The organism is uncultured Ruegeria sp. (genome assembly GCF_947500045.1).
Classification (GTDB): domain Bacteria; phylum Pseudomonadota; class Alphaproteobacteria; order Rhodobacterales; family Rhodobacteraceae; genus Ruegeria.
The window spans coordinates 576,730-594,687 of sequence record NZ_CANMQQ010000001.1 but is presented as its reverse complement, the minus strand read 5'-3'; the positions used below and the strand labels follow the sequence as shown (position 1 = coordinate 594,687).

18 protein-coding genes are annotated in these 17,958 nt (G+C 56.8%); 7 read left to right on the top strand and 11 right to left on the bottom strand.

The genetic code is table 11. From position 1 onward, the window contains the following. Positions 1–64: 64 nt before the first annotated feature. From purB to Q1B46_RS03020, 4 genes are all read left to right on the top strand, one after another. The gene (gene purB, locus Q1B46_RS03035) at positions 65–1,369 is read left to right on the top strand and encodes an adenylosuccinate lyase (protein WP_299944575.1); all 1,305 of its coding nucleotides are present in this window, start codon (positions 65–67) and stop codon (positions 1,367–1,369) included. 379 nt (positions 1,370–1,748) lie between these two features. Continuing rightward, positions 1,749–2,291 (top strand): tetratricopeptide repeat protein, encoded by a 543-nt coding sequence (locus Q1B46_RS03030; protein WP_299944573.1) that lies wholly within the window; start codon positions 1,749–1,751, stop codon positions 2,289–2,291. Positions 2,292–2,384: 93 nt separating this feature from the next. Further along, positions 2,385–3,452, top strand: a complete 1,068-nt coding sequence (locus Q1B46_RS03025; RefSeq protein ID WP_299944726.1) for a FliG C-terminal domain-containing protein — start codon at positions 2,385–2,387, stop codon at positions 3,450–3,452. A 90-nt stretch (positions 3,453–3,542) separates the two neighbouring features. Continuing rightward, on the top strand, positions 3,543–4,466 hold the full coding sequence (locus Q1B46_RS03020; RefSeq protein ID WP_299944571.1) for a lysophospholipid acyltransferase family protein: 924 nt from the start codon (positions 3,543–3,545) through the stop codon (positions 4,464–4,466). 95 nt (positions 4,467–4,561) lie between these two features. Here the strand turns inward: Q1B46_RS03020 and Q1B46_RS03015 are convergent, their stop codons facing one another. Further along, positions 4,562–5,263, bottom strand: coding sequence for a thioredoxin family protein (locus Q1B46_RS03015; protein WP_299944569.1), 702 nt, complete (start codon positions 5,261–5,263; stop codon positions 4,562–4,564). Between the two features lie 226 nt (positions 5,264–5,489). On the opposite strand from Q1B46_RS03015, the gene acnA reads away from it, so the two are divergent. Both acnA and Q1B46_RS03005 read left to right on the top strand, forming a co-directional pair. Next, a complete protein-coding gene (acnA, locus tag Q1B46_RS03010; protein WP_299944567.1) occupies positions 5,490–8,180 on the top strand; it encodes an aconitate hydratase AcnA in 2,691 nt (896 codons plus the stop codon). Positions 8,181–8,325: 145 nt separating this feature from the next. Further along, positions 8,326–9,027 (top strand): SDR family oxidoreductase, encoded by a 702-nt coding sequence (locus Q1B46_RS03005; protein WP_299944565.1) that lies wholly within the window; start codon positions 8,326–8,328, stop codon positions 9,025–9,027. Here Q1B46_RS03005 and Q1B46_RS03000 read toward each other — a convergent pair. The 10 genes from Q1B46_RS03000 to yajC all read right to left on the bottom strand — a co-directional run bounded on the left by Q1B46_RS03000 (position 9,022) and on the right by yajC (position 16,046). Beyond that, positions 9,022–9,564 carry a DsbE family thiol:disulfide interchange protein gene (locus Q1B46_RS03000; RefSeq protein ID WP_299944563.1) on the bottom strand — a complete coding sequence of 181 codons (543 nt, stop codon included), beginning with the start codon at positions 9,562–9,564 and terminating at the stop codon, positions 9,022–9,024. The genes Q1B46_RS03005 and Q1B46_RS03000 overlap by 6 nt on opposite strands. Continuing rightward, positions 9,557–9,715, bottom strand: coding sequence for a heme exporter protein CcmD (gene ccmD, locus Q1B46_RS02995; RefSeq protein ID WP_299659813.1), 159 nt, complete (start codon positions 9,713–9,715; stop codon positions 9,557–9,559). The genes Q1B46_RS03000 and ccmD overlap by 8 nt, the downstream gene beginning before the upstream one ends. After that, positions 9,712–10,485, bottom strand: coding sequence for a heme ABC transporter permease (locus Q1B46_RS02990; RefSeq protein ID WP_299944560.1), 774 nt, complete (start codon positions 10,483–10,485; stop codon positions 9,712–9,714). Before Q1B46_RS02990 ends, ccmD begins: the two co-directional genes overlap by 4 nt. A gap of 61 nt (positions 10,486–10,546) precedes the next feature. Further along, positions 10,547–11,203, bottom strand: a complete 657-nt coding sequence (ccmB, locus tag Q1B46_RS02985) for a heme exporter protein CcmB (RefSeq protein WP_299944558.1) — start codon at positions 11,201–11,203, stop codon at positions 10,547–10,549. Then, positions 11,200–11,814, bottom strand: coding sequence for a heme ABC exporter ATP-binding protein CcmA (ccmA, locus tag Q1B46_RS02980; protein WP_299944556.1), 615 nt, complete (start codon positions 11,812–11,814; stop codon positions 11,200–11,202). Before ccmA ends, ccmB begins: the two co-directional genes overlap by 4 nt. Before the next feature lie 177 nt (positions 11,815–11,991). Then, positions 11,992–12,345, bottom strand: coding sequence for an Mth938-like domain-containing protein (locus tag Q1B46_RS02975; RefSeq protein WP_299944554.1), 354 nt, complete (start codon positions 12,343–12,345; stop codon positions 11,992–11,994). A gap of 9 nt (positions 12,346–12,354) precedes the next feature. Next, positions 12,355–13,101: a TSUP family transporter gene (locus tag Q1B46_RS02970; protein ID WP_299944552.1), complete on the bottom strand. Its 747-nt coding sequence runs from the start codon at positions 13,099–13,101 to the stop codon at positions 12,355–12,357. Beyond that, positions 13,094–14,062, bottom strand: a complete 969-nt coding sequence (secF, locus tag Q1B46_RS02965; protein ID WP_299944551.1) for a protein translocase subunit SecF — start codon at positions 14,060–14,062, stop codon at positions 13,094–13,096. Before secF ends, Q1B46_RS02970 begins: the two co-directional genes overlap by 8 nt. 1 nt (position 14,063) lies before the next feature. Further along, positions 14,064–15,725 carry a protein translocase subunit SecD gene (gene secD, locus Q1B46_RS02960; protein ID WP_299944549.1) on the bottom strand — a complete coding sequence of 554 codons (1,662 nt, stop codon included), beginning with the start codon at positions 15,723–15,725 and terminating at the stop codon, positions 14,064–14,066. Positions 15,726–15,758: 33 nt separating this feature from the next. Further along, complete coding sequence (gene yajC, locus Q1B46_RS02955) at positions 15,759–16,046, bottom strand: preprotein translocase subunit YajC (RefSeq protein WP_299659796.1); 288 nt, start codon at positions 16,044–16,046, stop codon at positions 15,759–15,761. 190 nt (positions 16,047–16,236) lie between these two features. Here yajC and Q1B46_RS02950 point away from each other — a divergent pair, with 190 nt between their 5' ends. Beyond that, entirely contained in the window at positions 16,237–17,901 is a 1,665-nt protein-coding gene (locus Q1B46_RS02950; RefSeq protein WP_299944547.1) for a mechanosensitive ion channel domain-containing protein, read from the top strand. The last annotated feature ends 57 nt before the right edge of the window (positions 17,902–17,958 follow it).

The window sequence follows — 17,958 nt, the reverse complement described above, 5'->3', positions numbered from 1 at the left end:
TGTGAATGCGCGGCTAAACCCCGCGCCAACGCCTCATCCCAATCACAAAAAGGTGCTGCCGCCAATGATTCCCCGCTATTCCCGCCCTGACATGGTCGCCATCTGGTCGCCCGAGACCAAATTCCGCATCTGGTACGAGATCGAGGCCCACGCCTGCGATGCGATGGCCGATCTGGGCGTGATCCCGCGCGAAAACGCCGATGCCGTTTGGAAAGCCAAGGACGTGGAATTCGACGTTGCCCGCATCGACGAGATCGAGGCCGTCACCAAGCATGACGTCATCGCCTTTCTGACCCACTTGGCTGAGCATGTGGGCAGCGATGAGGCGCGCTTTGTCCATCAGGGCATGACCTCTTCCGACGTGCTGGATACCTGCTTCAACGTGCAACTGACCCGTGCCGCTGACATCCTGATTACCGATATCGAAGGTCTGCTGGCCGCCCTGAAGCGACGCGCGATCGAACATAAGAACACGATCCGCATCGGCCGCAGCCACGGCATCCACGCCGAGCCTACGACCATGGGCCTGACCTTTGCCCGTTTCTATGCCGAAATGGATCGCAACCTGTCCCGCATGCGCGACGCCCGCGCGGAAATTGCGACCGGCGCGATCAGCGGCGCGGTTGGGACCTTCGCCAATATCGACCCTCAGGTTGAAGAACACGTTTGTGACAAGCTGGGTCTGGTGCCCGAACCGATCAGCACGCAGGTCATCCCGCGCGACCGCCATGCGGCGTTCTTTGCCACGCTGGGTGTGATTGCCAGTAGCATCGAGAATATTTCCATTGAAATTCGCCACATGCAGCGGACCGAGGTGCTGGAAGGGGCAGAATTCTTCTCGATGGGTCAAAAAGGCTCATCAGCAATGCCGCACAAGAAAAACCCGGTACTGACCGAAAACCTGACTGGTCTGGCGCGTATGGTGCGCGCGGCAGTGATTCCGGCGATGGAGAATGTGGCCCTCTGGCACGAGCGCGATATCTCGCATTCCTCGGTCGAGCGTATGATCGGTCCAGACGCCACAATCACGCTGGATTTTGCGTTGGCGCGCTTGACCGGCGTGATCGACAAGATGCTGATCTTCCCCGAGAACATGATCGAGAACATGAACAAGTTCCCCGGCCTAGTGATGAGTCAGCGGGTCCTGCTTGCGCTGACCCAAGCAGGGGTCAGCCGCGAGGATGCCTATGCCATGGTTCAGCGAAACGCGCTGAAGGTCTGGGAACACCGTACTGATTTCAAAGAGGAACTGCTGGCAGACTCCGATGTCACCGCTGCGCTGAGCCCGGAAGAGATCGAGGAAAAATTTGATCTCGGCTATCACACCAAGCACGTCGATACGATTTTCGCGCGCGTGTTCGGCGAATAATCCTGATCCACACAGAACTTAAACGACGGTCCGGCCTGCTTGTTCAGGCTGGGCTTTGTTTTTTGCCAGATCGGCGAAAATGGGGTAATCTACTGGCACATTTTCCGCGAAAGGGAAACAAAATGCTAAGAACTGCTTTATGCACGATTGCTCTTATATGTGTGGGCACGGCTGGACTTGCCTGTAACGGGCATACTAAGCAAACCCAATCTTGTGCAGAAGGCACAGTATGGGACGGAGAGAGCCAAAGCTGCATGAAAATCGTCAACAGCTGAAACTTTTATTTCCTGCTTCTGAATAAAAGCGAACTGTCAATTGTTAGCTTTTCTGAAAATCACGCTATGATTTTGACAAGTCACTTTGACAATGGAGTAGGAAAATGCGTCTCGTACTAGCCTCGGCCATCGTTCTTCAGGCCTTTACCTTTGCACCCATGGCCCTTGCTGCGGGTGGCGGAGACAGCAGCCCGCCCAAGCCAACCAACACTACCAAGAAATGCCTGTTTGGCCGCGTCTATGACGAAGCTGCCGGACGCTGTGTTAAGCCCAACAAATCCAATTTTACCTCAGATCAGCTGTACGACGCCGTGCGCGAACTGGCGTATGACGGGCAGTACGAGAATGCGCAGGGTATTTTGCGTGTCATGGATCAGGATGACGATCGGGTACAGACCTATTGGGGCTTCACCTATCGCAAAATGGGTGAGCTGGAGCTGGCCAACGCCTTTTATCAGCAAGCCATCGAGATCAATCCGGACAACATCCTCGCCCGCAGCTATATGGGTCAGGGGTTCGTCGCCGAGGGTAAGACCGAACTGGCCATCGCCCAATGGCGTGAGATTAAGGCGCGGGGCGGTGAAGGCACTTGGGCCGAGGCATCGCTGCGCGAGGCAATTCGCACCGGGCTGACCTACAGCTACTGAGTTTCAGGGTTTCTTTACCCGACTCTCGCTAATCTGCCTGCAACGCAATTTTGGCAATGCAGGCAGATGCAGGATACAAACCTAGTGGTGCAGATGTCACCGGGCGCGCAGGCCCCGGTGGCAAACACGGGAACCGACGCCCCGCGCCTAGTCCCGCGCAATCTCAGCAATCGGGAAAAGGCTGCAGTTGTGGTCCGGCTTCTTCTGAACGAAGGCGCGGATATCCCGCTTGAGGAACTGCCTGACCTGTTACAGGAACAACTGACCCATCAACTCGGACGAATGGGGCTGGTTGATCGTGTGACGCTCGCCTCTGTTGCACAGGAATTTGCCGACGCGCTGGATGGGGTCGGGCTTTCTTTCCCGCACGGGTTGGCAGGTGCGTTGGATGCGGTGAACGGTCAGATCGCCCCGGCGACGGCTGCCCGGCTGCGCAAGGTGGCTGGTGTGCGCCAGATCGGTGACCCATGGCAACGTCTGCGCGAGGTGCCCGCAGAAGATCTGGCCGAAATGGCCAAGGCGGAAAGCACCGAAGTCGCTGCCGTCATGCTGTCAAAACTTGAAACTGCCAAAGCCGCGCAGTTGCTGGGCCACCTGCCCGGCCCCACCGCACGGCGGATCACCTACGCGGTTTCGAAAACAACCGATGTCACACCCGAGGCGGTGGAGCGGATCGGCTGGTCACTGGCGGCCCAATTGGATCAACGCCCTGAGCCTGCCTTCCGGGACGGACCGGGTGCGCGGGTGGGTGCGATCCTCAATCAGTCCGCCGCAGCCACGCGGGACGGTCTTCTTAACGCTCTGGATGAGGAAGACGCCGAGTTTGCCAATAGCGTACGCCAATCGATCTTTGTCTTTTCTCATGTGCCCCAGCGCATTCATCCCCGCGATATCCCCGCGATTTTGCGCGGCGTGGACCAACCAATCCTTGTCACCGCGCTGGCTGGTGCCAGCACCGATGAAGACCTCGCAACGGCCGAGTTCATTTTGGCCAACATGTCCTCTCGTATGGCGGACAATCTAAGGGAAGAAATGGCAGAGCGTGGGAGGGTCAAACAATCAGATGCCGAAGAGGCGATGTCTCAGATCGTGGCAGCGATCCGTGCCCTGCTGGACGATGGCGCAATAACCTTGGTTGAGGCGGCGGAAAGCGAAGAATGACACGGGCCTACGCGGCACGGCCACTTGTGATCGCATGATCAGGCCTGTATGTCTTGCCGCGCAGTTCACAACACTCAGGTGTCCTTCCCCATGCCCATCGAAAAGTCGGAACTGAGCCGATTTGAGCTTGGAAAATACTATGTCGCCAACCTGTTTCTGACCGGCGTGATCGGCGGCATGCGTCTTTTGCCATATGAACGTCGGATCGCGGCGATGGGTACGATTGTGCGCTGGCTGGCACCCGTTGTAGGATTCCAGACCCGAGTACGCCGCAATCTGAAACTCACCTGCCCTGACCTGCCCGAGGATGAGATCAAAAGCATTTGCCGCGCTGTGCCTGACAATGCCGGGCGGGCGATCATGGAACACTTCTCGGCGGACGGATTCATTGATCGGCAAAGCCAGGCCAAAGTGTCGGGCCCGGGTGTCAAAGCATTTGACACCGCGGTGGCCGAAGGGCGTCCGGTGATGATGATCACGGCGCATTTCGGGCATTACCTGGCTGCCCGGGTCGCGCTGCAGGCCCGTTGTGGTCAGCCCATTGGCTGTCTCTACCGCCGCATGGCAAATCCGTACTTCAACGACATGTATGTCAAAGCGTTCCACCAGACCGGATCGCCGATGTTCGAACAGGGCCGCCGGGGGATGGTCGAGATGGTCCGCTCCCTCAAGAACGGAGGCATCATCGCCATTGTATCCGATCTGCATGCCCATGGCGGGGAGGAGCTGACCTTTTTCGGCAAGCCCGCCGTGACCTCAGTGCTGAATGCGGAACTTGCAATCAAATACAAGGCCGTACTGATCCCTTGCTACGCGGTTCGTCAACCTAACGGCATCGATTTTGAGATCGTACTGCACGACCCTGTCCCACATTCTGATGCCAAGACGATGACACAGTTCACCAATGATGACCTCGAAGCGATGGTCCGTCAGCATATGGGTCAATGGTTCTGGATACATCGCCGTTGGAAAGCCTGGCGAGGATTGGGGGTTCAGCCCAAGGATATGCCTTAAGGCGTCCTCGGATTAGGTTGGATCGATTGTTCGCGCTCTCTCGATTCAATCGAGCGCGAAAAGCGATATGTATGTTTTAAGCGAAAGCGTTGTAGTCACTCAACCCGCGCCGCAGCCACAATCGGACCATGCCCGGCGCGTTGGATCAGCACAACGGCCGGCAGATCCGATGACAGTGTCGCGGTAAAATTCTGCGGCGTCTGGCCATCCCAGTGACCGGCGACTTGCCAGTTCTCGACCACGTTCGCATAATCCAGTTCATGCCCTGCCAGCTCCCCGCGCCGGATTGAGGCATGGCGCATCGGCGAATACTGCACTATCCGCAGTTCGTATGTTTCATCCTTGGGCAAGGCGACAGGGACGACATTCACAGCTACTTCGTTGGCCACGCGTGTGGCGCTTACCTCGGCTTCGGGGGGCGCAGTCAGGTGCGCGTCGATCAGCTGGTTCAGTTCAAGCGACTTGGCCCCCACCACATCCTGCTGCCCGTTCACGACCATCTGCGGTGTGTAGATCATCGTCCGGCCACCTTCGCGCGCATATGCCCTCTGACGGGCCGTGTGGTCGGGATCGGCATACTCGTCTTTCCATCCGATGTAGTCCCAGTAGTCCACATGCAACGCCAGTCCGATCACGTCATCGCGTTTGGCCAGTTCATGCATGATCCGATCCGCTGGCGGGCAGGACGAACACCCTTGCGAGGTAAACAACTCTACCACAACAGGGTTTTCCTGAGCCTTAGCCGAGGCTGTTAGGAAAAGTGAAAGGAACGCGATTGCGGCGGCTGATCTGAGCATTTTGTCTCTCGGGTATTTGCGGATACACAGCAGAGTTAGACCGGAATTGGCTAAATCTCCAATCAAGGTTTCTTGAAACAGCTTATCCTGAGCGCTTCAATAATGTGTGCGATGGTATACAAAACTTGCAATATGTAACGCCTTGGACCTTGAACAGGCGGTTCCGGTAGTACAGATATCCATAAGCGAATCCCGTAATCCAAGTCTTTTGAGAGGGAGGCCATAGATGCCCATCAAGGTCGGACAGGACACCGCCAAGACACGCCGCAGCCTGAACGTGAATGGCAAATCCATTTCCTACTATTCGATTCCAGCAGCGCAAGAGGCGGGTTTGGGTGATTTCTCGAATCTTCCTGCCGCACTGAAAGTGGTGTTGGAAAACATGCTGAGGTTCGAGGATGACGGGTTTTCCGTCTCGGTGGACGACATCAAGGCATTTGCCGAATGGGGCGTGAAAGGCGGTAAGAACCCGCGTGAGATCGCATACCGCCCTGCCCGCGTTTTGATGCAGGATTTCACCGGCGTTCCGGCCGTTGTTGATCTTGCAGCAATGCGGGATGGCATCAAGGCACTTGGCGGGGATGCCCAGAAGATCAATCCGCTGAACCCCGTCGATCTGGTCATCGACCATTCGGTCATGATCGACGAGTTCGGCAACCCGCGCGCGTTCCAGATGAACGTCGACCGCGAATATGAACGCAATATGGAGCGTTACCAATTCCTAAAATGGGGTCAGGGCGCGTTCAACAATTTCCGCGTTGTGCCCCCCGGCACCGGTATCTGCCATCAGGTGAACCTAGAGTACCTGGCCCAAACCGTCTGGACTGATACAGACCAGAGCGGAGAAGAAGTCGCCTACCCCGATACGCTTGTCGGCACCGACAGCCATACCACCATGGTCAACGGTATGGCCGTTCTGGGCTGGGGTGTCGGCGGGATCGAGGCCGAGGCCGCGATGTTGGGCCAGCCAATCTCGATGTTGATCCCCGAGGTGGTCGGCTTTGAACTGACCGGGGAAATGGTCGAAGGCACGACGGGTACCGACCTTGTTCTAAAGGTCGTCGAGTTGCTGCGCGCAAAAGGCGTCGTCGGCAAATTTGTCGAATTCTACGGCAAAGGACTGGATCGTTTGCCGCTGGCCGACCGCGCAACCATCGCCAACATGGCACCCGAATACGGTGCGACCTGTGGTTTCTTCCCCATCGATGGCGAAACCCTGCGTTACATGCGCAATACCGGCCGTGATGAAGACCGTATCGCGCTGGTCGAAGCCTATGCCAAAGAAAACGGGTTCTGGCGGGATGAAAATTACGCACCGATCTACACAGATACCCTTAGCCTTGACATGGGGACCATCGTTCCCGCGATCTCGGGGCCTAAACGTCCGCAAGACTATGTTGCGCTGACCGACGCCAAAACCGCTTTCACCAAGGAGATGGCCGAAACTTTCAAGCGCCCGATGGGCAAACAGATAGAAGTCAAAGGCGAAAACTACGGGATGGAGTCCGGCAAGGTCGTGATCGCCTCGATCACGTCCTGCACGAACACGTCGAACCCCTATGTGATGATCGGCGCGGGTTTGGTGGCGAAAAAAGCGCATGAGTTGGGCCTAAACCGTCAGCCTTGGGTCAAAACGTCTCTGGCTCCTGGCTCGCAGGTGGTGTCCGAGTATCTTGAGGCCGCTGGCCTGCAAGAGCATTTGGACGCCATCGGCTTTAACCTTGTCGGCTATGGCTGCACCACCTGTATCGGTAACTCTGGTCCGATCCAAAGAGAAATCAGCGAAGCAATATCCGAGGGCGATCTGGTCGCGACATCGGTGCTGTCGGGTAACCGCAACTTCGAGGGCCGGATCTCACCCGATGTCCGCGCCAACTATCTGGCCTCACCGCCGCTGGTTGTCGTTTACGCGCTGGCGGGCACCATGGATATCGACCTGACGTCCGAGCCGATTGGCAAGGACAAGGACGGAAACGATGTCTTCATGAAAGACCTCTGGCCGACCCAAAAGGAAATCGCCGATCTGGTTCAGGAAACCGTGACCCGCGAGGCGTTTCAATCGAAATATGCCGACGTCTTCAAAGGCGACGAAAAGTGGCAAGCGGTCGAAACCACGGATGCCGAAACCTATGACTGGCCGCCAGCATCGACCTATATTCAGAACCCACCCTATTTTCAGGGTATGGGGCACGAACCTGGTACGATCTCAAATATCAACGGCGCCAAGGTTCTGGCCATTCTCGGTGATATGGTCACAACCGACCACATTTCACCTGCCGGGTCCTTCGCAACAACCACGCCCGCCGGGAAATATCTGATCGAGCGGCAGGTACAGCCGCGTGAGTTCAACTCGTACGGATCACGCCGTGGCAACCACGAGGTTATGATGCGCGGCACATTCGCCAATATCCGCATCAAGAACGAGATGCTGGACAGCGTCGAAGGCGGTTACACGAAAGGCCCCGATGGCGCGCAGACCTCGATCTACGACGCCTCGATGGCCTATCAGGCCGATGGCACACCGCTCGTTGTCTTTGGTGGCAAACAATACGGTGCGGGTTCGTCTCGTGACTGGGCGGCTAAGGGCACAGCGCTGCTGGGCGTCAAGGCCGTGATCGCCGAAAGCTTTGAGCGTATCCACCGCTCGAATCTGGTTGGCATGGGTGTCATCCCGTTTGAGTTCACTGGTGGCGATACGCGCAAGACGTTGGGCCTGAACGGTGACGAAACCGTCTCGATCGACGGGTTGGACACGATTGAACCGCTGCAGGAAGTACCGTGCACGATCGCTTACGGCGACGGTACCAAGAAAACGATCACCTTGAAGTGCCGCATCGATACCGCGCCCGAGATCGAGTACATCGAAAACGGCGGTGTTCTGCAATACGTGCTGCGGAATCTGGCGCACGCAAGCTAAGGTTTCGTCGGTTGGCAGGTTGGAAAGGGCGCCTATAGGCGCCTTTTCTTTTGGCGCAGCACCATCGCGAGCTTGAGGGTACTATTTGAACGGAAGTCATTGAATTCGCCTTGCATACCGGGTCTGGTGTGCAAAGGAGGCGATGATGGACAAAGTGATATTGGTAACCGGGGGGGCGCGCGGGATTGGTCGGGCCATTGTCGAAGACCTCAGCCGGGATCATCGGGTGGCCTTTACATGGCTTTCCACCGAGCCTGCGCCGGATATTTTGGGCGAGGATGTTCTGGCGATACGCTCTGACCTGGCCGTGCCGAACCAGCCTGCGGCGGTGATTGCGAAGGTGATGGAACGATTTGGACGCCTCGACGTGATCGTGAACAACGCTGGGTTAGTGCGGTCTACGCCCAAAGAAGAATTTCAGGCGAAAGATCACCAGGCCATTCTGGACCTGAACCTGTTGGCACCTGCGGCCTTGCTGACAGCCGCACTGCCATATCTGAAACGCGATGCCTCGATCATCAGCATCTCATCTATGAACGCGGTCCTGCCGCCCCGGGATGCGGTGACCTATGGCGCAAGCAAGGCGGCCTTGAACCTCTGGACCCGAGCCATGGCTAAAGAGCTTGGGCCAGACGGAATACGCGTTAATGCGGTAGCACCGGGGGCAATCAATATTCCCGAAGCGCCCCGGTCAGAGGAGCTGACGGCGCTGTTTGTCAACGACACGGCGCTGGGTCGGCCAGGACAGCCCGAGGATATCGCCAAGGCGGTCAGGTTTCTTGCATCTGATGCCGCGTCGTTCATTACTGGTGAGGTTCTGGCCGTCACCGGTGGCTATCGCTTATGAACCGCCTGCGGCTTTCTCAAGCGCGGGACGGATCGTGCTGTCGATCACCCGCTGTGTAATCGGCCCAGCCCACCGCAAGATAATCGTGCCCTCGCCGTCGATCACATAGGTTTCAGGTACGCCGTAAACGCCCCAGTCCAATCCCATACGACCCTGTTCATCCCGACCGATACCGGCGTACGGATCGCCCAGTTCAGTCAAGAACGCTTCGGCGTTGTCCAGTTTATCTTTGTAGTTGATCCCATAAACCGGGATACCCTCATCCGACAGCGCCTGCAGGTTGGGATGTTCGACGCGGCACGGCGCACACCAACTAGCCCAATAATTGACCAGCTTGACCTCCCCATCGCGCAGAGTGGTGTCATTGAAACCCGGTTTGCCTGCGAACTCGGTCAGTACAACCGGCGGCGCAGGCTGACCTTCGCGCGCCGAGGGTAAAGCGTTGGGATCATCACGGAACATGCCAATGCCCGCCAATACGGCGAATGCACCGAAGATCAGCGGAGGCGCAATCATCAAGGGCGAGATTTTAGCCATTGCGCGACATCCTCTGTTCGACCTTCTCCATCTCCGCCCGCATCTTGCGGCCCCGGATCACGCTGAAGGCGACCAGAGCAATCAACAGACCAATGGAAACAACGTATGACCACAGCACTGTGTCGGCATATTTACCAAGATCAGGGATCATCCGTTCACCCTTTCCCGCGCCAACAGCGCCTTGATCCGGCGGGCGCGAATTTCCGTGCCGGTACGGTAGAAAACCAACGCGATGAACAGCAATACGAAACCGATGATGCAAAGGAGCAGCGGATAGAAATAGATATTGCTGACCTTTTCTTCGGTATCCGTACCGGTAACCGCCCCTGCGCGCATAACAGAAGCCCCCTGATGAAGACCTTGATTCCAGAAATTCACGGCGTATCGGCTAAGGATTGCAAAGACCGAACCCACAAGGCACAGAACCGAGGTCAAATCAGCCGCTGTGTCCGGATCTTCTATCGCTTCCCACAGGGCGACATAGCCCAGATAGAACAGGAACAGAATTAAAAACGAGGTCAAACGCGGATCCCAGGCCCACCATGTACCCCACATGGGTTGACCCCATATCGCTCCGGTGGCCAGCGCGATCAGCGTCATCACGATGCCAATAGGCGCTGCAGCGCGGGCTGCCAGCGCACTGACGTGGTGGCGGCGAACCAGCCAGACAAGCGAGGTCGCCAACATCATAAGCCAGCAATTGACCGCCATGAGCGCGGCAGGCACATGCAGGTAGATGATCTTGACGGTCGAACCTTGCTTGTAGTCATCAGGTGTAAAGAAGAATCCCCAAGTCAAACCTATGACAAGGCAAAGGCCTGCGCTGATCCAGAAGAACGGGAGAACGCGTTCGCTGGTCGCGAGAAACTTACGCGGATTGGCATATTCCCATAAGGAGTTGGCTTTAGCGGCGATTGTCATGAGCCCTATCTAGTCCGAGTCGGCACGGTTCTCAATTGACCTCGGTCAATCTTTGTTCTGGTCACCTAAGATTGATGCGCAGGACAGCGGCGCTGGCAAAAGGCAAAAGCGCAACCGTGGCGGCAGTGATACCAGCCAGCATCAGCAACGGGGTTTGGGTTTCCATTCCCGTGGCCCCGCGCCGGGCGACCTCGGCTCCGAAGATCAGGGTTGGGACATAAAGCGGCAGGACCAGCAACGACAGCAGCAAGCCGCCGCGTTTCAGGCCAACAGTCAGGGCTGCGCCGAAGGTGCCAATAACACTCATCGCCGGGGTGCCGAGCAGTAATGATATCACGAGCCACGAGAAGCCGGGCACAGGCAGGTTCAGCAACACGCCCAGAAACGGGGCGGCCAATACCAAAGGCAAGCCCGTGGTCAACCAATGGGCCAACGCCTTGATCGTGACGACCGCTTCCAGCGGTAGAGGGGCGGTCGCGAGTAGATCGAGCGAACCGTCCTCCCAATCCAGTGCCAACAAACGGTCGAGCGAAAGGAGGCACGCCAAAAGCGCGCCAAGCCACAGAACGCCGGGTGCGATGGTCGTAAGCAACGAGGATTGCGGCCCCACAGAGAAAGGCACAAGTACGGTTACGATCAGGAAGAATGCCAATCCTAGTCCGAATCCGCCCCCTGCGCGAAAGGCGAGTTTCAGATCACGCAGCAACAGGGCGATCACAGGAATCCTCCGTCGAAGTCGTCGATGGGTTTGGGTTTGGCCTTGTTGGGGCCAACATCCAGAACCTCTCCGTCCAGTCCAAGGTCGATATGGGTTGCAATCAAGGCTGACCCACCCTGCCCCAAATGCGCGCGCACCGCATCCGCAAACATCTGCACCGCGTGACGATCCAGCGAGACCGTCGGCTCGTCCAGCATCCAAATCGGGCGCCCTGTGACCAGCATCCGAGCCAGCCCGAGCCTGCGTTTCTGACCCGCCGAGAGATTGCCAGCGTGACGATCCGCCAGCTCGTTCAGTTCAAAAGCATCAAGGGCGCGCTGGATATCATGGGTTCCAAAAACAGACGCCCAGAAATTGAGGTTTTCAGCCACGGTCAAGGTCGGTTTCAGCCCATCGGAGTGGGATGCATACGCAATCTGGTCTTCGGCCCCTTCAATCTGCCCCATCAGCGGGGGCTGCAAGCCCGCCAGCGTACGCAGCAATGTAGTTTTCCCGATCCCATTCGGCCCCCGCAGGATCAAGGCCTGCCCAGCCCCAAGCGAGAAGCTCAGCCCTTCGAGCACGGGAACGCCACCGCGGGCGATTGACAGATCGGTCACAATCAAAGTCATAAAGCCCGCTTAGCGGATTGTGCGTGTGGGCAAAAGGTCGGAATTGCCGCAGAGCCGGTGCATCGGCGTGTGTCGATATTTGAGTGAAGGGCCAGTCTCGCCGTCGTTGGCATTCAAACAAACAGTGCACTAACGTCAGCACTCCGGGATATTCTTAGCAAGATGAAAAGTGGATCCTCAGACCGGGATCAGCGCCAGTGCGACGCGGCGACCCTCTGAGAGAAGCACATTGTAAGTACGGCACGCCGCTGGAGAGTTCATGATTTCGACGCCCAGTCCCGCCCCTTCCAGCGCATCTCGCAGATCGGCCGGGATATGGATCAGGTCTTTACCCGTGCCAATGAACAAAACATCAATGTGTTTGGACAGGACCAGCAGCGCATCGACGTCGGAATATCCGCCCCATGCAGATGTCCCGGTGGGACCAGTCACGATCGTACCATCGTAAACCTGCCCCCCGATCCGAAAGAAACCGGGACCATAGCCATCAACGGGTTGGGCGTTGGTATATGTAATCTCGTTCAGGCGCATGGCTGGGTTCTAGCCCCAAAGCGGCAGGCCCGACAAGGCCGCTGTTGCGATCACCAAGTAAGCCGCGAAACGATAGAGCTTTTCTTGTTCAGGCCGGAACATCCAGCCCCCCAGCCAGTTGCCTGCCATGTTGGGGAGCACAAGCGCCAGCCCCAATCCGATACTTGCCATCGAAAGACGACCCATACCGCCGAGATACCCCAGGATCAGCAAATCGAATGCAAACAGGAACAGCAGGATCGTTGCGCGGACAATCTCGACCGGCAATGGGCGTGACATGTAAAACAGGATCACGGCTGGCCCCGGTATGCCAGCCACGCCGCCCAGCAGCCCCGCTGCCCCACCGATCGTAGTGACCATGCTGCGTGAGACCCGACCTCGATAACGCAGGCCGAGGATCAAAACGACCAGCATCGACAATGAGATCAAACTGACCAGATAACGAAACACGTCGGGTTGCGTACGGGTCAAGAGCCATAATCCGACTGGTAGGATCAGTGCGCAACCGAACAAGAGGCGCGTCAAATCCGCTTTGTCGACGACTGCCCAGGCGCGACGCAAATTGGGAATCGGGCCAAAGATATCCATGACCGTCAGGGCGATGATGGCACCAAAAGGTCCAAGATACGGACTGGCAATGGGTAAGAAGATCAGGGCCGTGCCAAAGCCGGAAAAACCGCGCACGATACCACCGATTAAAGCGGCAAATATGAGTACGGCCAGACCGGTTGAGGTCTGGCCGAAATACTCAGGCATCGATGTTGGCAAACTGGTTGCCCGCCGTATTCGACGGCTTGGACCAGTCGCGCTTGACCCCCAACCACAGCAGGATTGTCGAAGCCACGAAGACAGAAGAATAAGTTCCCACGATCACGCCCCAGATCATCGCGAAGACGAACCCGCGGATCACGTCCCCGCCCAGAACATAGAGCGAGATCAGCGCCAGTAACGTGGTGACCGAGGTCATTACCGTCCGACTGAGCGTTTCGTTGATCGAGATGTTCAAAACCTCTTTGAGGTCTTTCTTTTTGTATTTCCGCAAGTTCTCGCGAACCCGGTCGAACACGACCACGGTGTCGTTCAACGAGTACCCGACGATGGTCAGCAGCGCCGCAATAATGGCCAAGTCGAAGCGGATTTGCAGCTCTGAGAAGATGCCAATGGTCAGGATGACGTCATGTACCAGCGCGGCCACGGCCCCGAGCGCAAACTGCCATTCAAACCTGAGCCAGATGTAGACAAGCACAGCGCCGATAGCCAAGGCAACGGCGATTACAGCAGTCTGGATCAACTCACCCGAGACTTTGGGGCCCACGGATTCGACCGAAACAAACTGGATATCCGGTGCGGTCACTGTCAACGCCTCTTCGACAGATGTGACAATCGCGGCCGAAACAGCCTCGGCATCGTCTTGTGCCTGGATTCGGATCATCGCGACGTTTTCGTCATCGCCGAATGTCGGATCGAAAATCTCGGTGATGGTCACATCCCCAAGTTCCAGCGGAGCGATGGCGTCGCGATATGCACCCACATCGATCTCTTGCGCGCTTTGCGTCCGGATCGTGGTGCCACCGCGGAAGTCGATGCCAAAGTTTAGCCCCTGCAGCATGAAAGAGGTAAAGGCGATCACCATCATCAGACCCGAAATACCCAGCCAGACCTTCCAGCGGCTGAAGAAATCGAAAGAGGTGTTCTGCGGTACGAGTTTCAGTCTCATGTCAAACCTCGATCGTTTTCGGGCGGCGACGTTCGAACCACATCACGATCATCAGACGCGTCACGAAGATCGCGGTGAAGACCGAGGTCAGAATGCCCAGACCAAGTGTAATGGAGAAGCCGCGCACAGGGCCACTGCCCATGGCGAACAGGATCACAGCCGTAATGAAGGTGGTCACGTTCGCGTCCAGAATGGCCGACAGCGCCTTTTCATAGCCCAGCTCGATTGCGCGCGCCGGGCCTTTTGCAGATTTTAGCTCTTCGCGGATTCGTTCGAAAATCAGCACATTGGCGTCGACCGCCATGCCCACGGTCAACACGATGCCTGCAATACCCGGCAAGGTCAGCGTGGCACCGATCAATGAGAGCAGACCAAACAGCAGTCCCACGTTTATGATCAGCGCGATATTGGCAAAGATACCGAACAAGCCATAGCTGAGTGCCATAAAGACCAAAACAGCAACGAAGGCTACAATGGTGGCAACCTTGCCCGCGTCGATACTGTCCTGCCCCAGTTCCGGGCCGATGGTGCGTTCTTCCAGGAATTCGAGCCCTGCAGGCAATGCACCCGCGCGCAGAAGAACAGCCAGATTGGTGCTTTCCTCAACCGTAAAGTTACCGGTGATGATACCTGATCCGCCAGGAATATGGCTTTGAATCACAGGGGCCGAGATTACCTCGTCATCCAGAACGATGGCGAACGGCGCGCCGATGTTTTCAAGAGTGTAATCCCCGAATTTACGTGCGCCTGATGTGTTGAACCTGAAGCTAACCGCAGGGCGTCCGTTCTGATCGAACGCGGGTTGCGCATCGACCAGTTCTTCTCCGGTTACGACAGGTGCTGATTCCAGAGTGTAGTGTACCCCGCCCTCATCAATCGATGGAACAATTTCTTCACCCACACCAGGAACGGCGTCCGGATCAGTGCCGCGTCCCACCACCGGGTTGAACGTCAACTGGGCGGTCGTCCCGATGATCTCTTTCAGTTCCCCGGCACTGCCGATACCGGGCACCTGAATCAGAATGCGGTCCGCGCCTTGGCGCTGGATCGTCGGCTCCCGGGTGCCTACTTCATCGATGCGGCGGCGAATGATTTCCAGCGACTGTCGAACAGTACGGTCATCCGAAGCCAGTTTTTCAGCCTCGGACAGCTGCACGACGATCGTGTCGCCTTCGGCACGCGCTTCGATATCGGTGGCCCCGACCCCGGTCAGCGTCTGAACCTGCCGCGCCAAACCACGCACCACTTCCAGCGCGCGCGCCATTCCCTCGGGCTGGCTGATCCGAAGGCGAATCTCATCAGGGGCAGAGTCCTGTCGGCGGATCGTGCCCACCGTGGCACGCTCATCCCGCAAGGCATCGCGGATTTCGGGCCACATCGCCTCCATCCGGGATTCGTAAACATCGCCGACTTCAACCTCGGCCAGCAAATGCGCCCCACCGCGCAAATCAAGGCCCAGATTCACTAGGGACGAAGGCAGCCAGTTCGGCCATTGCGCAGCCTCGGCCTGCATCTCAGGCGTATCAATGCCAAGCTCAATGGCGGCCTTGGCATCGTTGGATTGCTCGACACGAGTGTAAAACGCATTCGGCAGGGCCAACAGCAGGCCGATCACGCAGACCGACCAGACCAGGACCCGTTTCCAGGAATCAATTTGCAGCATTACTCTGCCTTTTCAAGGAATTGTCGCGCGAAGTTACTTTGCTGGTTCGGTCTTGTTCAGAACCTGAGCAATGGTGGATTTGACCACGCGAACCTTGACGCCCTCGGCGATCTCGACCTCGATCTCGTTGTCGCCTTCCTTGACTTTGGACACTTTGCCGATCAGTCCACCCTGCGTGACAACCTGATCACCCCGGCGCACGGCATCGACCATCGCCTGATGTTGCTTCATTTTTTTCTGTTGTGGGCGGATCAGCAGAAAATACATAATCCCGAAAATCAGGATTAGCGGGAGAAACTGGGCAATTGCGCCACCGTCCATGATACATTCCTTTGTTCTGATAATGCAGAGAGCTCTGCAAAGTTGGCGGGAACCTATGCTTTGGTTCCAGCGTTTGCAAGCAACCGCATTCCCAATTCGCCCATCAGACCAAAAGGTTTGTAGCGGGACGTTGCAGATATGTTCTAGGCAGCCCGGGCCAGTCGGATATAGTCGTCCCGTAGGAGGCCCAATGATTCAATCAATCCAGACCCTTGGCACGTTTGTCCGCGTGATCCTTGCTGCTGTTTGGCTGTGCGCGCTGGCGCTGCCAGTGACAGGCCAAAATACCCCGGACGACGCGCCTATTGTGGACGAAACTGAGTCAGAGGCTTTCAAGGCTCCGGTCATCGTGGACGGCGACACGCTGTTTCATCTGCGAGGGTCCAGCGCCCTGCCCGCGCCTGAACGGGCTGAAAACGTACAAGATAAGATCGTCGAAGTGGCCGAAGCCTCTGATGCCACCGAGGTTTCCATAACCTTCGAAGACTCTGAGTTTGGCATCAGGATTTACGCTGACGGCGTTCAAGTATCGATCGTGACCGATGCCGATGCCGAGCTTGAGCAAATGGATCTGAATGTGATCAGCGTCTTGCACGGCGACGCTATTAAACAATCCATCGAGGGATATCGCGCGAACCGCACCGAACAAGCCCGCGTTTCAGGTGCGATCGAGGCGCTTGGGTGGACGCTGGGTTTTGCATTGTTCGTCGTCGTCATTTTATGGCTGCACCGACGGATCAGACGCCGCACACTCGTTTTTGTTCAGCGCTATCTAAAAGATGTTGAGACCGCCACGGCCAAAAGCGTGCAAGCCGAAGCCATCGCCGCACTAATCCGATACGGTCTGAATTTCGTGTTGCTGGCGGTCTTTTTCCTGGGTTTCTACTACTTCCTGTCCTTTGTATTGCTGGCCTTTGCCGAAACCCGGTATTTCGCCCAGCTGTTGCTGACTTATCTGACGCAACCGGTGTTGCAGATTGCCAAAGGGGTTATCAGCTATATTCCGAACTTGATCATGCTGGGGCTTATCGCGTGGATTACCCTGTATGTTATCAAAGGAATGCGGGTGTTTTTTGACGCAGTCGAAGCGGGAACGTTCGATCTGGGCGATTTTGAAAAACACTGGGTCAACCCGACCTTCAATATCGCCCGCGTGGTTGTGGTTCTGATCGCACTTGTCTTTGCGGTTCCCTATATTCCGGGATCGGATTCAGCGGCATTCCAGGGATTGACCATTCTGGTTGGTGCAATGCTTTCGCTGGGTGCGAATTCGGTCGTATCAAACATGTTGGCCGGATTATTTGTCATTTACCGCCGGTCGACTTCGATTGGAGACCGCATCCAGATCGGCGACCACATTGGCGATGTGGTGCGGATCAAACTGATGGAAACCCATCTGAAATCGATCAAGAACGAATTGATCTCGATTCCCAACGCCCAGTTGATGAACTCGGATGTGGTGAATTTCTCGAAGAAAACTGATGGCAGCGGGCTTTTGCTGCACACAACAGTTGGAATTGGCTATGAGGAGCCCTCGGAAAAAGTTGAGGCGATGCTGATCGAGGCGGCCCATCGCACAAAGGGCATCAAGGCCAAGCCAGAGCCATTCGTGCTTTGGACCGCCTTGGCGGATTATGCGATCAACTATCAGATCAATGGGTACACCACGCGGGGCAGCAGCATCCCCAAGATCAGATCCGATCTGCATCGAAACATCGTAGACGTCTTCAACGAAAACAATGTGCAGATCATGACACCGTCTTACATGGCTGATCCACCCGAACCAAAAATCCCGGCAGAGGCCTGGGATGGCCATCTGGCACATGAAATACACGAGGATGCCGATAAGTCGTAACCGGCGCTACACCCTGCCAATCAGATGGTGCATAAGCGGTTTCAGTGATTCACGCAT